This is a genomic window from Pseudoalteromonas tunicata (assembly GCF_002310815.1).
Lineage (GTDB): Bacteria > Pseudomonadota > Gammaproteobacteria > Enterobacterales > Alteromonadaceae > Pseudoalteromonas > Pseudoalteromonas tunicata.
In genome coordinates this window covers 3,411,745-3,428,071 of record NZ_CP011032.1, presented here as the reverse complement: position 1 = coordinate 3,428,071, position 16,327 = coordinate 3,411,745, and the positions used below count along the sequence as shown (strand labels likewise).

10 protein-coding genes and 3 rRNA genes are annotated in these 16,327 nt (G+C 42.0%); 10 read left to right on the top strand and 3 right to left on the bottom strand.

Annotation, left to right across the window (positions count from 1 at the left end; all coding sequences use genetic code 11):
* Positions 1-44 precede the first annotated feature (44 nt).
* The 6 genes from groL (at position 45) to PTUN_RS15460 (ending at position 6,738) form a co-directional block, all read left to right on the top strand.
* Positions 45-1,688, top strand: a complete 1,644-nt coding sequence (gene groL, locus PTUN_RS15485; RefSeq protein ID WP_009840503.1) for a chaperonin GroEL — start codon at positions 45-47, stop codon at positions 1,686-1,688.
* A 382-nt stretch (positions 1,689-2,070) separates the two neighbouring features.
* On the top strand, positions 2,071-2,877 hold the full coding sequence (locus PTUN_RS15480) for a MipA/OmpV family protein (protein ID WP_232285048.1): 807 nt from the start codon (positions 2,071-2,073) through the stop codon (positions 2,875-2,877).
* On the top strand, positions 2,867-3,301 hold the full coding sequence (locus PTUN_RS15475; RefSeq protein WP_009840501.1) for a DUF3019 domain-containing protein: 435 nt from the start codon (positions 2,867-2,869) through the stop codon (positions 3,299-3,301). Before PTUN_RS15480 ends, PTUN_RS15475 begins: the two co-directional genes overlap by 11 nt.
* A gap of 208 nt (positions 3,302-3,509) precedes the next feature.
* On the top strand, positions 3,510-4,685 hold the full coding sequence (locus PTUN_RS15470; protein ID WP_157742137.1) for a serine hydrolase domain-containing protein: 1,176 nt from the start codon (positions 3,510-3,512) through the stop codon (positions 4,683-4,685).
* A 28-nt stretch (positions 4,686-4,713) separates the two neighbouring features.
* Positions 4,714-5,451 (top strand): winged helix-turn-helix domain-containing protein, encoded by a 738-nt coding sequence (locus tag PTUN_RS15465; protein ID WP_009840499.1) that lies wholly within the window; start codon positions 4,714-4,716, stop codon positions 5,449-5,451.
* A 3-nt stretch (positions 5,452-5,454) separates the two neighbouring features.
* Positions 5,455-6,738 carry an ATP-binding protein gene (locus PTUN_RS15460; protein WP_009840498.1) on the top strand — a complete coding sequence of 428 codons (1,284 nt, stop codon included), beginning with the start codon at positions 5,455-5,457 and terminating at the stop codon, positions 6,736-6,738.
* Positions 6,739-6,909: 171 nt separating this feature from the next.
* On the opposite strand, the gene PTUN_RS15455 is transcribed toward PTUN_RS15460, so the two are convergent.
* Positions 6,910-8,322: an alanine/glycine:cation symporter family protein gene (locus PTUN_RS15455; protein ID WP_009840497.1), complete on the bottom strand. Its 1,413-nt coding sequence runs from the start codon at positions 8,320-8,322 to the stop codon at positions 6,910-6,912.
* 602 nt (positions 8,323-8,924) lie between these two features.
* On the opposite strand from PTUN_RS15455, the gene PTUN_RS15450 reads away from it, so the two are divergent.
* The 3 genes from PTUN_RS15450 (at position 8,925) to rrf (ending at position 13,871) form a co-directional block, all read left to right on the top strand.
* Positions 8,925-10,466 (top strand): 16S ribosomal RNA (locus PTUN_RS15450).
* A 271-nt stretch (positions 10,467-10,737) separates the two neighbouring features.
* Positions 10,738-13,626, top strand: a 23S ribosomal RNA gene (locus tag PTUN_RS15445).
* 130 nt (positions 13,627-13,756) lie between these two features.
* Positions 13,757-13,871 (top strand): 5S ribosomal RNA (gene rrf, locus PTUN_RS15440).
* The 16S, 23S and 5S rRNA genes sit together here, the layout of an rRNA operon.
* Before the next feature lie 195 nt (positions 13,872-14,066).
* Here the strand turns inward: rrf and PTUN_RS15435 are convergent.
* On the bottom strand, positions 14,067-15,371 hold the full coding sequence (locus PTUN_RS15435) for an inosine/guanosine kinase (protein WP_009837882.1): 1,305 nt from the start codon (positions 15,369-15,371) through the stop codon (positions 14,067-14,069).
* Positions 15,372-15,554: 183 nt separating this feature from the next.
* Here PTUN_RS15435 and tadA point away from each other — a divergent pair, with 183 nt between their 5' ends.
* Positions 15,555-16,052 (top strand): tRNA adenosine(34) deaminase TadA, encoded by a 498-nt coding sequence (gene tadA / locus PTUN_RS15430; protein ID WP_009837881.1) that lies wholly within the window; start codon positions 15,555-15,557, stop codon positions 16,050-16,052.
* Between the two features lie 17 nt (positions 16,053-16,069).
* Here the strand turns inward: tadA and PTUN_RS21815 are convergent, their stop codons facing one another.
* On the bottom strand, positions 16,070-16,243 hold the full coding sequence (locus PTUN_RS21815) for a hypothetical protein (RefSeq protein WP_157579375.1): 174 nt from the start codon (positions 16,241-16,243) through the stop codon (positions 16,070-16,072).
* Between the last annotated feature and the right edge of the window lie 84 nt (positions 16,244-16,327).

The following is a 16,327-nucleotide window of genomic DNA, read 5'->3' as shown; positions in this document are numbered from 1 at the left end:
AATTAATGTTTTTACGAAATAAACGAATTTAGAGGATTTTGAACATGGCAGCAAAAGAAGTGCTATTTGCAGGCGAAGCGCGCGGTAAAATGTTAGTTGGCGTAAATATTTTAGCTGATGCAGTAAAAGTAACATTAGGCCCTAAAGGTCGCAACGTTGTAATCGACAAATCATTTGGCTCACCAATCATCACTAAAGATGGTGTAACCGTAGCGAAAGAAATCGAATTAACAGATAAATTCGAAAACATGGGCGCACAAATGGTTAAAGAAGTTGCGTCTAAAGCTAATGATGCAGCGGGTGATGGTACAACTACAGCAACAGTACTTGCACAGTCAATCGTGAACGAAGGTTTAAAAGCAGTTGCAGCTGGCATGAACCCAATGGATCTTAAACGTGGTATTGATAAAGCGGTCATTGCAGCCGTTGCTGAATTAAAAGCTCTGTCAGTTCCGTGTGCCGATGCAAAAGCGATTGCACAAGTAGGTACAATTTCAGCCAACTCAGACACAGAAATCGGTGAAATCATTGCAACAGCAATGGAAAAAGTAGGCCGCGAATCTGGTGTTATCACTGTTGAAGATGGTCAAGCACTTGAGACAGAATTAGATGTTGTTGAAGGTATGCAATTTGACCGTGGTTATTTATCACCATACTTCATCAATAATGCAGAAAAAGGCGCTGTTGAATTAGATAACCCATACATTTTATTAGTAGATAAAAAAATCTCTAATATTCGTGAGTTATTACCAACACTTGAAGCAGTTGCAAAATCAGGTAAACCATTACTTATTATTGCAGAAGACCTTGAAGGTGAAGCATTAGCAACACTAGTTGTAAACAACATGCGCGGTATTGTTAAAGTATCAGCAGTTAAAGCGCCTGGCTTTGGTGATCGTCGTAAAGCAATGTTACAAGACATTGCGGTATTAACTGGTGGTACCGTTATTTCTGAAGAAATCGGTTTAGAGCTTGAAAAAGCAACATTAGAAGATTTAGGTACTGCAAAACGTGTTGTTATTACTAAAGATGATACAACAATTATTGATGGTGCTGGCGAAGAAGACGGTATTGTTGGTCGTGTTGCACAAATCAAAGCACAAATCGAAGAAGCAACGTCTGATTACGACAAAGAAAAGCTACAAGAGCGTATGGCTAAACTGTCAGGTGGCGTAGCGGTAATCAAAGTAGGCGCAGCAACCGAAATCGAAATGAAAGAGAAAAAAGACCGCGTAGATGATGCATTACATGCCACTCGCGCAGCGGTTCAAGAAGGTGTTGTACCTGGCGGTGGTGTTGCACTTGTTCGTGCAGCAAGCAAACTTGCTGACTTACGTGGTGATAACGAAGATCAAAACCACGGTATTAAAGTTGCCCTTCGCGCAATGGAAGCACCACTTCGTCAAATCGTAACGAATGCGGGTGATGAAGCATCTGTTGTTGTTAACGCTGTTAAAGCTGGTGCAGGTAACTTTGGTTACAATGCAGCTACTGGTGAATACAACGACATGATTGAAATGGGTATTTTAGATCCAACTAAAGTAACGCGTTCAGCATTACAATTTGCTGCTTCAATCGCAGGTTTAATGATCACAACAGAAGCAATGATTGCCGAAGTACCAAAAGACAACTCAGCACCAGATATGGGCGGCATGGGTGGAATGGGCGGTATGGGTGGAATGATGTAATAGGGTTTAAACTCTATTCTGTGTGACCCAATCATTTTATAAACGAAAGCCTGAATAGCGATATTTAGGCTTTTTTGTTTGTGCTATTGGCTATTTTCACCTTAGGGTAATTGTTTTCATGGTTTCATCATTCGTACAAAAGACATTAACCATTCTTTCGCTAACGGCTGCTCTTCCGGCTAAAGCGGTCGTTATGTTAATTGAAATTCTGGACAATTCATCTCACAGCTTTGACCATATTTACTTGTGTAGTTAGCAGATATTAAGGATGGGTTTCTTCAATAGCTACACTCTTATACATTTTTTTACAAACCTATACGTCACATTCTAATTTGGTTAGTTACCATTCGTTTACATTAACTCACTTTAACTGGAAGAAAGAGTGAATACTTTCAAATTATTGTTTATTTCAACATTATATGCTCTCAGCCACATCATGCTGATAACGTCCACACAAGCTTGGGCCGATACAGAGAATATTCGTGATGGTGCCTATCTTGATATAGGAATTGGCTTAGGTGTTGAGTCGGATCCATTTATTTTTGACGATGAGAATGATTCAGGTTTTGACTTATACATAAATGGTCGTTATCAAAAATATGGTTTTTTTGTTGAGTTCCCCCACGGAACTTCTAAACAGCAAGCTACAGTATTATCTTTAGGCTATAATTTTCTTAATACTGATAATTGGGCATATGACCTTCAGTTAGCAATGAATCATAGAGATTTAGATCATATATTACCTGAGTCTCATATCAACAGTCGAAGAGTAAGCCACTCCAAACTAGGATTGCGAATTTTAGGTGATTTTGATAATACTCACTTGAAGCTTATTGTCGCAGGAGCTAGTGGTGACCCTGATGGAGGTTTGTACACTTCAGCTTGGTTAAGTCAGAATTACAATTTTTATAACTGGAATGTCTACGCTAGTTTCGGGGTAGAGTATCGTAATAAAGATGTAGTTAATTATTTCTATGGCATTAATGAAATTGAAGGCTTAGCTTATTATCGAGGTGAAGCTGGCTTTGAGTATACGGGACAAGTAGGGGCTAGTTACCCGATTAACGAAGATTGGGTTTTTGAGGGGTTTATTAGAACAACGCTGCTGCCCTCAGGAGTAAGTGAAAGTCCTCTAGTTGATGGTAATAAGGTTGCGGAAGCAGCATTAGTGGTGAAGTATGTATTCTAATTTTACCAACAAAGCATTTATTCTACTTACTATTCTACTAGCATTATTTACGCTTTTTGTTTTACCTAGCGTTGTTCTAACTACGCAAGCAAAACAATCAGATAGCTTGCCTGAGCTAAAGATTATACCCACCAAGTGTGTTTCTTTAAAACAGGGTCAAGTCTGTTATGTCAATGTAACGGTTGTTTGGCAAGTAGGAGATGCGGGTGATTATTGTTTATTTTCTTCGTTGCAAAGTAATTTACTACAGTGCTGGTTATCGAGTAAACAAGGAACATTCTCCCAAGAAGTTGAAATAACTGATGATCTTATTTACACATTAACCGATACAAAAAATGAACAGGAGATAATTAGCAACCGACTTCCCTTAGCTTGGGTATATAAAAAAGAGAAGTTTTCCCACTCGTCATGGCGAGTCTTTTAATTTCCACTTAAGCTCCTAGGCAATAATAAAGCGCATTGAATCACCATTTAGTGCGCTTTTTCATTTTAGCTAACCTGTTATCAAGCCACTTTATACAAAAAGCTACATTTCTAAATATCTTTATACGTCAAAACCAAGTTAGTCACTTTAAGCTTGTTTCGTAAAACAAAAACTAAAATCGAATTTAATAACTTAAGGAATGTTTCAGATGCTTAAAATTGAACGTAAAAAATGGTTACTTGCAATGGTTGCAAGCTTTTCAATATTAGGTTGCTCAAGTGGTAAAGCAAACAAAGCTGAACAAGTTACATTACCGCCCATCCCTCCAGTCCAGCAACAGTTTAACTATCAGACTATTATTGATAAAGCCATTTCTGATGCAGTGCCGGGCATTGTACTATTGGTTGAAACCCCAGATAATAAATTCCTTGGCGCTGCGGGTCTTGCTGACATAGAGACTCAAGCGCCAATGCAAATTTATCATGTTATGCCTAGTGGTAGTGCGGGTAAAAAGCTAACGGCATTGTTAACTGTATTGTTTGAGCAAGAAGGTCTACTTAACTTAGATGACAAGATTCACAATTTTTTGGATGCTGAGATATTGGCCCAAATTGAAAACAGTGACAACATAACTATCAGACAATTGCTCAATCATACGGCGGGAGTTTTCGATTATTTAGATGAAACAACAGCAGACAATTTTTATAATGCAGTTTTAGCGTCTGATCCTCAGCAGTTAAAACTAGATCAATTTGCGCTCACTTTTGCACTCAATAAACCCGCTTATTCTACTCCTGGAGAAACATTTAATTACTCTAATACAGGATATTTATTAATTGGATTAATTCTTGATAAATTATTAGCAGAGCACCACTCTGTTGCCATAAGAAATCGAATTTTAGAACCTCTTGGAATGCATTCTAGTTTTTATGGGGGTATAGAAATGCAATTTGGAGATATTGTTTCAGGGTACTTTAAAGACGATATAGTCGGCACTTTTAACACTAAGCCCTTTTATGAATCTATCGGTTTTGCCGATGCACCACTAAGATCTAACGTTGAAGATTTGGCACTACTATTAAGGAATATCGTTGCAGTAGACTCCTCACTTTCTGAAGATGTACGGGCGCGTTTCTTTGAACCTGAATCAATTGTAAAAATAAATGAAAGCACTGAATACGGTCTAGGTATTTTTAAAGAAAAGTTAAATAACAAAACAGTTTACCATCACGGAGGTTTAGAAGCTGGATATACTACGGCTAATATTTTCATTGATGATACACAGACTAGTATTACTGCTTTTTTTAATTGCGGCTTAGATGTGCAATGTGAAGCGGAATCAGACCAAGTGATACATGCTATCTTGGACAATGAATTAAAATAATAAATTAGAGACGCTAGTAAAACATATTATGACCTTAACAACACAGCATACCGCCCATATTTTACTCGTTGAAGACGACATTAGCCTAGCTGATTGGATAAAAGAGTACCTTGAAATGAAGCACTATCAAGTCACAGTGCAAGAACGTGGTGATTTGGCTGTGCAAATTATTCAGGAGCAGAATCCAGACTTAGTCATTCTTGATGGCATGTTACCAGGTTTGGATGGTATTGATGTGTTAAAAGCCGTTCGCCCCGCTTTTGCCAATACCATTATTATGGTGACTGCACGAGATGAAGAATTAGATGAAGTACTCGGCCTTGAAATGGGGGCTGATGACTACTTAACTAAACCCCTTAGGGCCAATGTACTTTCTACTAAAATTCGTAAGCATTTAGAACGACAAACTATTATGAAACGAAGTCAGGATATTGAGAGTGAAGTAGGGCGTAGTTCAGATAGTTTTCAATATGGTGATTTTAGCATTGACAAGCAAGCTCGTTCGGTTGAGCTTAATAACAAGATAGTTGATATCTCCTCAAATGAATTCGATTTATTGTGGCTACTTGCAGAACGTGCAGGCAATACAGTTACACGTGATGAGTTAATTCAAGCATTGAGGGGCTTTGATTACGATGGCTTTGACCGCACTGTCGATTTAATCGTCTCTAAATTGCGTAAGAAATTGAATGATAACCCAAGTAAGCCATACCGCATTAAAACGGTTTGGGGCAAAGGTTATTTGTTGGTAAAGAGTGCCTGGTAATTTATGCGTTATTTACTAATATCTTTGGTTGGTGTAACCATTTTAGCCACGGCCAGCCTAGGTTGGTTGTTTGATAGGGTCTATGAGCAATACCAACAAGATCAGCAACCTTTAACATCGATTGAAATGGCTGAAGCACTAGGTCGAGACTTAGCGATAGCAATGGATAAAACATCAAACACCGACGAACTGTTATCGAATTGGCCAAATACAAGCGATTATAATATTTCATTAAGTGCTATTGACGAAGCAGAATTACCGCAAGAACTAATACAACAACTTAAGCAAGGAGATGTGGTTATTCTAGCAACTCAAAATACCCAATTGTTCCACTATTACCTTAGTGTTAAAAAACAAATACTGGTACTAGAATCACCTAGGCTAACGCAGATTAATCAATACACTTACCAGCAATATATGCTGACACTTTCTTTTTATCTGTTGCTCATTTTGCTCTTTCTGATTTGGGCCTTTCCTTTGTTAAAACAGTTATCTTCATTAAGAAACGCCGCTAAGTCATTTGGTAATGGTAAGTTAGATGAGCAAATTCCGGCAAACTCAATTTCTTATATTAGAGATATTGAACTTGAATTTAATACAATGGCTAGGCGTATAAATAGTCTAGTTGGCGATGTTAAATTACTTAGTACAGCCGTATCTCACGATCTACGAACACCATTAGCTAGGATACGATTTGGTCTTGATACCTTAGAAGAGGTTGTAGATGATAAACATCGAAACAGATTGCAACAAAAATTAGGCAAAGACGTTGATGAAATGACATTGCTTGTTGAAGCTTTATTGAACTTTGCTCGGCTTGACCAACAAACACTGACACTGAAAAAAGTGTCAGTGGAACTGGTTGAATTAATCAATGAGTGCATTGAGAGCAAGCAAAGTGAAAAAGTTGAAATCGGATTTAGCTGTAGCGCTAGTCAAACGAGAGTAATAGCTGACCGAAATTATCTAAAGATGGTTTTCAACAATATTATTCAAAATGCGATAAATTACGGCCAAGGTAAAGTCATTATTACACTGGAATCTGATAAGAACTCATTTATTTTTCGAGTCTCAGATAATGGCAAAGGAATCGCGGTAGATTTACGAGAACAAATCGTTAAGCCCTTTATACGAGCAGCGCAGAGTGATTCAAACTACAAAGGGCATGGTGTAGGTTTAGCTATTGTAAAACGTGTGCTTGATTGGCACAACGCCACGCTAGTCATTGGCGACTCAAAAGAACTTTCTGGTGCTGAGTTTAAGGTTTTATTACCCAAAAATAATTAATCAAATAGTAAGCGAGGTAAAAAATTGAAAACCATACATACATAGATAGATGTATTGTATTTTCATTAATAACTAAAGTGTGCTTGATGAGGCGTAAAATCGACAGAATAAAAAACCATGTTGAATTGTCTCAACATGGTTTTTTATAATTTAGATAGACTCAACAGTGAATTACCAAATATCCTTAGGTATCTCTTTATCAAGTTTCGGGTGAGCTTTACGGTCAAAAGTAGGAACCTTTCCTGCTTTTAATTGATTTTGATAATCTTTACTAAGCCATACCACTACGCCAGATAACATAAAGAGTGCGATAATATTAACAATGGCCATCAAGCCCATTGAAATATCTGCAAGCGTCCAAATTAAACCTAGCTCACTAACAGCACCAAACATCACCATACCTAATACCATAATACGGAAAATAAACATGCCTTTAGCGTGATTATGTTCTAAGAACATTAAATTGGTTTCAGCGTAAGAGTAATTAGCAACAATAGAAGTAAAGGCAAAGAATAAAATAGCGATTGCAATAAAATAAGCGCCCCACGGGCCAACTTGAGATACAAGGGCTGCTTGAGTGAGCGCAATACCAGTAAGGCCTGAGTTTGGCTCTAGCAGGCCTGATAATAAAATAATCGCGGCTGTAGCAGTACAAATAACGATTGTATCAACAAATACCCCCAACATTTGCACATATCCTTGAGATGCCGGGTGCGGAGGATTAGGTGTTGCTGTAGCTGCAGCATTGGCTGCACTACCCATACCAGCCTCGTTTGAAAATAAACCGCGTTTAATCCCTTGGATCATTGCTTGCGTGATACCGTAACCAATCGCGCCAGCGCCTGCTTGTTCAAGACCAAATGCAGATTTAAAAATAAGCATCGCAACATCGGGTAAAGCAGTGATATTGATAGCCACTATATAAAGTGCAACTAATAGATAAACACCAGCCATAGCAGGCACCACAGCTTCAGCAAAACGCGAGATAGTTTTGATACCACCAAAGATAATAAAAGCAGAGCCAATAACTAACGCAATACCAACGTAGTGTTTTGGTAAATCAAAGGCCACTTCAAACGCTGCAGCAATAGAATTAGATTGCACGGCATTAAATACTAAACCAAATGCTAAAATTAGGCACAGGGAGAAGATCACACCCATCCAGCGTTTGCCTAATCCTATTTCCATATAATAAGCAGGACCACCACGGAAATTACCTGCGTCATCGCGTGTTTTATAGGCTTGCGCTAAGGTACTTTCAGCAAAACTAGTGGCCATACCGATTAAAGCAATAAGCCACATCCAAAAAATAGCACCCGGGCCGCCTAAATAAAGTGCTACTGCAACACCGGCCATATTACCGGTGCCAACTCTTGCAGCCAATGAAGTACAAAATGCCTGGAACGATGAAATTCCATCTTTAGAATTTTGCCTGCTATTAAACATTACTTTGATCATATGTGGGAATTGCGTAAATTGAATAAATCCCAAGCGGATCGTAAAGTACAAACCTGCAAAAACTAAAAGATAAACTAAAATTTGGCCCCAAAGTAAATCACTGAAGCTATTTATGAGTTCAATCATAAAAAAGATACCTTATATAAATAGTAAGTAGCGCTTAAAAACGGTGGGCTAATCTATCACAATAAATACATCAGTGCGAAAAGCTAACGGTCTGACCATTTCAAATGGGTTATTTCATTTAGTTATCCACAGGTTTTTGTGAATAAGGTGAGGGTAAGGTGGTGTTAAGTCTGTATGACTAACTAAGTGAAATAAATCGTAAATTTATGCAAAATAACGCTTGCCAAAAAAGTTCGCCGCCCTATAATGCGACCCCACTGACACGGCAGCACACCACGCTTAGCGGGGTATGAAGGTTGAGTCAGAGAGTTAAGTAAAACTTAGTTTGCTTCGAAAGAATTTAAAATTAAGTGTTGACTTGAAAAGTGAAACGTTTATTATAGCGCTCCACTTCGCAGCAAGCTCTTAGGGTTGGCGCTGCAACGTTCTTTAACAATTTAAGCAATCATCTGTGTGGGCACTCGTACAGATTGAGTTCTAACAGCTTAGTTCGAAACTTCGGTTTTGAATGAAGCAAAAAATTTAGAGTCTCAATTTAGTAAAGTGAGTGGCTACACAGTCATAAACAGAATTCATTGAGCAGTCGAAAGACTAAAAACTTTTAATTGAAGAGTTTGATCATGGCTCAGATTGAACGCTGGCGGCAGGCCTAACACATGCAAGTCGAGCGGTAGCACAGAGAAACTTGTTTCTTGGGTGACGAGCGGCGGACGGGTGAGTAATGCTTGGGAACATGCCTTTAGGTGGGGGACAACAGTTGGAAACGACTGCTAATACCGCATGATGTCTACGGACCAAAGTGGGGGACCTTCGGGCCTCACGCCTAAAGATTGGCCCAAGTGGGATTAGCTAGTTGGTGAGGTAATGGCTCACCAAGGCAACGATCTCTAGCTGGTTTGAGAGGATGATCAGCCACACTGGAACTGAGACACGGTCCAGACTCCTACGGGAGGCAGCAGTGGGGAATATTGCACAATGGGCGAAAGCCTGATGCAGCCATGCCGCGTGTGTGAAGAAGGCCTTCGGGTTGTAAAGCACTTTCAGTCAGGAGGAAAGGTTACGTTTTAATAGAACGTAGCTGTGACGTTACTGACAGAAGAAGCACCGGCTAACTCCGTGCCAGCAGCCGCGGTAATACGGAGGGTGCGAGCGTTAATCGGAATTACTGGGCGTAAAGCGTACGCAGGCGGTTGATTAAGCGAGATGTGAAAGCCCCGGGCTCAACCTGGGAACTGCATTTCGAACTGGTCAACTAGAGTGTGATAGAGGGTGGTAGAATTTCAGGTGTAGCGGTGAAATGCGTAGAGATCTGAAGGAATACCGATGGCGAAGGCAGCCACCTGGGTCAACACTGACGCTCATGTACGAAAGCGTGGGGAGCAAACAGGATTAGATACCCTGGTAGTCCACGCCGTAAACGATGTCTACTAGAAGCTGGGGTCCTCGGACAACTTTTTCAAAGCTAACGCATTAAGTAGACCGCCTGGGGAGTACGGCCGCAAGGTTAAAACTCAAATGAATTGACGGGGGCCCGCACAAGCGGTGGAGCATGTGGTTTAATTCGATGCAACGCGAAGAACCTTACCTACACTTGACATCCAGAGAAATCGCTAGAGATAGCTTTGTGCCTTCGGGAACTCTGAGACAGGTGCTGCATGGCTGTCGTCAGCTCGTGTTGTGAGATGTTGGGTTAAGTCCCGCAACGAGCGCAACCCCTATCCTTAGTTGCCAGCGAGTAATGTCGGGAACTCTAAGGAGACTGCCGGTGATAAACCGGAGGAAGGTGGGGACGACGTCAAGTCATCATGGCCCTTACGTGTAGGGCTACACACGTGCTACAATGGCGAGTACAGAGGGCAGCAAGCTAGCGATAGTGAGCGAATCCCTTAAAGCTCGTCGTAGTCCGGATTGGAGTCTGCAACTCGACTCCATGAAGTCGGAATCGCTAGTAATCGCAAATCAGAATGTTGCGGTGAATACGTTCCCGGGCCTTGTACACACCGCCCGTCACACCATGGGAGTGGGTTGCACCAGAAGTAGCTAGCTTAACCTTCGGGAGGGCGGTTACCACGGTGTGATTCATGACTGGGGTGAAGTCGTAACAAGGTAGCCCTAGGGGAACCTGGGGCTTGATCACCTCCTTATCACGATTTAGAACTGATTTGTTCGCAGTGTCCACACAGATGATTGTTAGTTAAACGGCTTAGGCTGTTTAATTAATATTGCTCTTTAAAAATTTGGAAAGCTGATAGAAAAAATTCTTTGAATCGAAAGATTTGAAAGAGTTTTCAAAAGTAAAATTATGCCATTTGCATCGAAAGATGTGATTGGTGTCTACTTTAGTATTCAATATTTAACTTCTGGCGAAGTTTAAATCAGTCCTTTATGTATAACTCAAACTATTTTGGGTTGTATGGTTAAGTGACTAAGCGTACACGGTGGATGCCTTGGCAGTTGGAGGCGATGAAGGACGTATTAACTTGCGATAAGCCTAGTCAAGCTAGTAAAAGGCGCTTGAGACTAGGATTTCCGAATGGGGAAACCCAGTGAGTTTACTCACTATCATATAGTGAATACATAGCTATATGAGGCGAACGCGGAGAACTGAAACATCTAAGTACCCGTAGGAAAAGAAATCAACCGAGATTCCGGAAGTAGCGGCGAGCGAAACCGGAGCAGCCCTTAAGTTTATTTGTGATTAGTGGAATGTTCTGGAAAGGACAGCGGCACAGGGTGATAGCCCCGTACACGAAAATCTATAGTAAGTGAAATCGAGTAGGTCGGGACACGTGTTATCTTGACTGAATATGGGGGGACCATCCTCCAAGGCTAAATACTCCCAACTGACCGATAGTGAACCAGTACCGTGAGGGAAAGGCGAAAAGAACCCCTGTGAGGGGAGTGAAATAGAACCTGAAACCGTGTACGTACAAGCAGTAGGAGCACCTTCGTGGTGTGACTGCGTACCTTTTGTATAATGGGTCAGCGACTTATATTTTGTAGCGAGGTTAACCAATTAGGGGAGCCGTAGGGAAACCGAGTCTTAACTGGGCGTATAGTTGCAAGGTATAGACCCGAAACCCGGTGATCTAGCCATGGGCAGGTTGAAGGTTGAGTAACATCAACTGGAGGACCGAACCCACTAACGTTGAAAAGTTAGGGGATGACTTGTGGCTAGGAGTGAAAGGCTAATCAAACCGGGAGATAGCTGGTTCTCCCCGAAATCTATTTAGGTAGAGCCTCGGACGAATACTTACGGGGGTAGAGCACTGTTAAGGCTAGGGGGTCATCCCGACTTACCAACCCTTTGCAAACTCCGAATACCGTAAAGTACTATCCGGGAGACACACGGCGGGTGCTAACGTCCGTCGTGAAGAGGGAAACAACCCAGAGCGCCATCTAAGGTCCCAAAGTGTATGTTAAGTGGGAAACGATGTGGAAAGGCCCAGACAGCCAGGAGGTTGGCTTAGAAGCAGCCATCCTTTAAAGAAAGCGTAATAGCTCACTGGTCGAGTCGGTCTGCGCGGAAGATGTAACGGGGCTAAACATACCACCGAAGATGCGCCTGCGTACTTTGTATGCGGGGTAGGGGAGCGTTCTGTAAGCCGTTGAAGGTGATTCGAGAGGGTTGCTGGAGGTATCAGAAGTGCGAATGCTGACATAAGTAACGATAATGGGAGTGAAAAACTCCCACGCCGGAAGACCAAGGGTTCCTATCCCATGTTAATCAGGGTAGGGTGAGTCGACCCCTAAGGCGAGGCGGAAACGCGTAGTCGATGGGAAACGGGTTAATATTCCCGTACTCGGCATGAATGCGATGGGGAGACGGAGCAGGCTAGGCAGGCATGGCGTTGGTTGTCCATGTGAAAGTAAGTAGGTTGGAGACTTAGGTAAATCCGGGTTTCCTTAAGACTGAGATACGAGACGAGCTACTACGGTAGTGAAGTTGTTGATGCCATACTTCCAGGAAAATCCTCTAAGCTTCAGTTCATGAAGAATCGTACCCCAAACCGACACAGGTGGTCAGGTAGAGAATACTAAGGCGCTTGAGAGAACTCGGGTGAAGGAACTAGGCAAAATAGTACCGTAACTTCGGGAGAAGGTACGCTGCTGATGGTGAAGGGACTTGCTCCCGGAGCTATTGGCAGTCACAGTAACCAGGTGGCTGGAACTGTTTATTAAAAACACAGCACTGTGCAAAATCGCAAGATGACGTATACGGTGTGACGCCTGCCCGGTGCCGGAAGGTTAATTGATGGGGTTAGCGGCAACGCGAAGCTCTTGATCGAAGCCCCGGTAAACGGCGGCCGTAACTATAACGGTCCTAAGGTAGCGAAATTCCTTGTCGGGTAAGTTCCGACCTGCACGAATGGCGTAATCATGGCCACGCTGTCTCCACCCGAGACTCAGTGAAATTGAAATCGCAGTGAAGATGCTGTGTACCCGCGGCTAGACGGAAAGACCCCGTGAACCTTTACTATAGCTTGGCACTGAACATTGAACCTACATGTGTAGGATAGGTGGGAGACTTTGAAGCAGGAACGCTAGTTCTTGTGGAGTCGTCCTTGAAATACCACCCTTGTAGTTTTGATGTTCTAACGTAGGTCCCTAATCGGGATTGCGGACAGTGCCTGGTGGGTAGTTTGACTGGGGCGGTCTCCTCCTAAAGAGTAACGGAGGAGCACGAAGGTTTGCTAAGTACGGTCGGACATCGTACGGTTAGTGTAATGGTAGAAGCAAGCTTAACTGCGAGACGGACAAGTCGAGCAGGTACGAAAGTAGGTCATAGTGATCCGGTGGTTCTGAATGGAAGGGCCATCGCTCAACGGATAAAAGGTACTCCGGGGATAACAGGCTGATACCGCCCAAGAGTTCATATCGACGGCGGTGTTTGGCACCTCGATGTCGGCTCATCACATCCTGGGGCTGAAGTCGGTCCCAAGGGTATGGCTGTTCGCCATTTAAAGTGGTACGCGAGCTGGGTTTAGAACGTCGTGAGACAGTTCGGTCCCTATCTGCCGTGGGCGTTTGAGAATTGAGAGGGGTTGCTCCTAGTACGAGAGGACCGGAGTGAACGAACCGCTGGTGTTCGGGTTGTCATGCCAATGGCACTGCCCGGTAGCTACGTTCGGAATCGATAAGCGCTGAAAGCATCTAAGCGCGAAGCGAGCCTCGAGATGAGTTCTCACTAGAGCTATAAGCTCTCTGAAGGGCCGTTGGAGACTACAACGTTGATAGGTTGGGTGTGGAAGCGCTGTGAGGCGTTAAGCTAACCAATACTAATTACCCGTGAGGCTTAACCATACAACGCCAAAGTGGTTTGTATGAAGCACTGAAGAACAAGCAAGAAGTTAAATAGCACTGAAGTAGACGAATTTGAAATCAGCCTTCCGAATTTTAGTTAATTGCCAAGGCGATTAACGAACCAGATTTGCTTGGTGACAATAGCGTTTTGGACCCACCTGATCCCATTCCGAACTCAGTAGTGAAACGAAACAGCGCCGATGGTAGTGTGGGGTTACCCATGTGAGAGTAGGACATCGCCAGGCTCTTAATTTAAAGAAAGCCTTTGAGAAATCAGAGGCTTTTTTGCGTTTGGAATTTAACACTTCAGAATGAAATATATTATTTCGCAGCTAGCCTCCATTAATAATGAGGGGTTACCAGAGGAAATACACAGTTTGAGATTGAAACTATCAGAAATAAAAGACATAAAAAAACCTGACTCGCGTCAGGTTTTTTTATTATTGGTCCCAGTATGCTTGCTGAAGACTATCTTCACGCTCTGGTAGGCCCTTGGTTAAGCGAGGAGAGTGCTGAACTAGTACTTCATAGCTCACTCTGTTTGCATATTTACTGATTTGTGAAAGTGATGAGTATGTGAGGGCATTTAATTTATGCTTGCTCGAGTTTGGTACGTGAATATGATGATATACATTCGCGCTCAAATCATGAAGCACAGCAGCAAGGGCTGCATCACCTGCACCATTGGTATTTTTAATACTGTCAGGTCCACCCATATAAGGTGCGGTGTGAGAATAAATTTTGACTGGCTTTTCACAATCTTGAAAGCGCATACCACGAGAATATTCATAGCGATTAAAATCTGGGATCGCCCCTGGCATTAGCATATGAGTGGTATCGCGTTTCCATTTATCATCGATATAGCCACCTAAAAACATGCCTTTTTCACCAGCGGTACAGATCACAAGGTCAACCCAATCAAGCGCTTTTTCAGTGGCGAGGAGTGGGTCTTCAAATCCAGTGATCGCTAGGCCTTCTTCTTCATTCATTGCAAGAATATCAACATGATTTTTAACAAACTCTTGCCACCAAGTTGGATCTTGTTCAATTAAAAATTTAGTTCCAAGGGTGAGCACCACAGGCACATTGGCAGCATTGGCGTATTCAACAGCTTTTAATGTTGCTTGAGTCATGGTATCGCAGGCTTCTGTACGCATTAAGTAGGCACTGATCACTAAGGCTGAGGACTCAGTGATTAATTGCTCTGAAATTGACTCTGGACGCAAGCGATTCATTAATCCAGGGCTAATCGCGAAGGTGCGCTCGCCAGATCCGTCAATCAAAGTAAAACAGCGTCCAATTGGACCATCAACCGGTTGTAAGTATTCTAAATCAACACGACTTGAAGTATTACTTAAAAAGCGGTAAGCGTAGCTGCCGATTTTAATATTTTCGCTCATTACACCGAGCAATACCGAGCGGTCGTCAGCTAATACCGAGTAATTGTGCATTGTATTGCCAATCGTGCCGCCAGCAAACTCATAATCAACCATCTTGTTGTTTTTGAGATGCTCGTACAGCGCGTGGGTTGTTTCATCATCAATAACTTGAGACATCGCGCGTTTGAGGCCAAATTGCGCTAAAAAGTTATTATCAACTTTTGCTTCTATATCAACGACGATTTGGTCTATTCCGACGATATAGTTATTCTGCAGCTTGGTATGTTGCTGAAATTGATTACTGAGAGGATCTTTCGCCTCAACAGGAAAATAATGTTTGTGCCTACGGCGTCCTGGAAATTTCATGATTTATCTACATTGATTAGCTAAAACAAAAAGCGGCGAATTATAGCGTAAAGGCGAGGTTAAGTGCTATGACTTGACGCAATTTCACTAAATAATGCTCGGTTGTTTGTAAGACTAGATTATTTTTACGATCTAGAGAGGGTATAATTGCATAGTTTTTAATGTAGGTGCAGTCAACAACATATGAAAAGTGATGAGTATTGGATGCAACAGGCATTGTTGCGAGCAGATAAAGCTGAAGCTGAGGGCGAAATCCCAGTAGGTGCCATTGTAGTGTATCAAGATGAAATTATCGCTGAAGGTTGGAATCGCTCGATTATTAGTCATGATCCGTCAGCCCATGCTGAAATGTTGGCTATTAGAAATGCTGGTATCGCATTACAAAATTATCGCATGATTGATTGTACTTTGTACGTCACACTCGAACCATGTGCAATGTGTGCTGGAGCCTTGGTGCACAGCCGTATGAAACGAGTGGTATATGGTGCAGACGATTTAAAAACAGGTGCAGTAAAATCGGTGATGAATATCGTACAGCATTCGCAATTTAATCATCAGCTCGAAGTAACTGAAGGCGTATTAGCACAAGAGTGTGGGTTACGCTTATCTGCTTTTTTCAAGCGCAGAAGACAAGAAATCAAAGCGTTGAAACAAGCAAATAAACTAAAAGAACAAGAATAGAAAACAAGGTATTTCAACTAAACTGCTGGTGATACGATTGTATCGTCTTGTGGAGTATCGTGCTCGGTGAGCATACCAAAGAGTCTTCTGCGCATGGCAATTTTACGGCGCAGCGCTTTTATTAGAATACGTCTTCTAGGGTTGCTCTTGTTGAATGTACGTTTTTTAATTTTTAAGTTTCTTCTTTTCAAAATTTTTCTCCAAAAGTGTGAGAGCGGAGAAACAATTCACAATTAATTTAAGTGTTTATATAAACAGTTTAATTAGGATTGTTA

What these genes read in the sequence shown, in the direction of transcription:
- groL (WP_009840503.1), top strand. Translation starts at nt 45, where the DNA reads ATGGCAGCAAAAGAAGTGCTATTTGCAGGCGAAGCGCGCGGTAAAATG.
- PTUN_RS15475 (WP_009840501.1), top strand. Translation starts at nt 2,867, where the DNA reads ATGTATTCTAATTTTACCAACAAAGCATTTATTCTACTTACTATTCTA.
- PTUN_RS15470 (WP_157742137.1), top strand. Translation starts at nt 3,510, where the DNA reads ATGCTTAAAATTGAACGTAAAAAATGGTTACTTGCAATGGTTGCAAGC.
- PTUN_RS15465 (WP_009840499.1), top strand. Translation starts at nt 4,714, where the DNA reads ATGACCTTAACAACACAGCATACCGCCCATATTTTACTCGTTGAAGAC.
- PTUN_RS15460 (WP_009840498.1), top strand. Translation starts at nt 5,455, where the DNA reads ATGCGTTATTTACTAATATCTTTGGTTGGTGTAACCATTTTAGCCACG.
- PTUN_RS15455 (WP_009840497.1), bottom strand. Translation starts at nt 8,322, where the DNA reads ATGATTGAACTCATAAATAGCTTCAGTGATTTACTTTGGGGCCAAATT.
- PTUN_RS15435 (WP_009837882.1), bottom strand. Translation starts at nt 15,371, where the DNA reads ATGAAATTTCCAGGACGCCGTAGGCACAAACATTATTTTCCTGTTGAG.
- tadA (WP_009837881.1), top strand. Translation starts at nt 15,555, where the DNA reads ATGAAAAGTGATGAGTATTGGATGCAACAGGCATTGTTGCGAGCAGAT.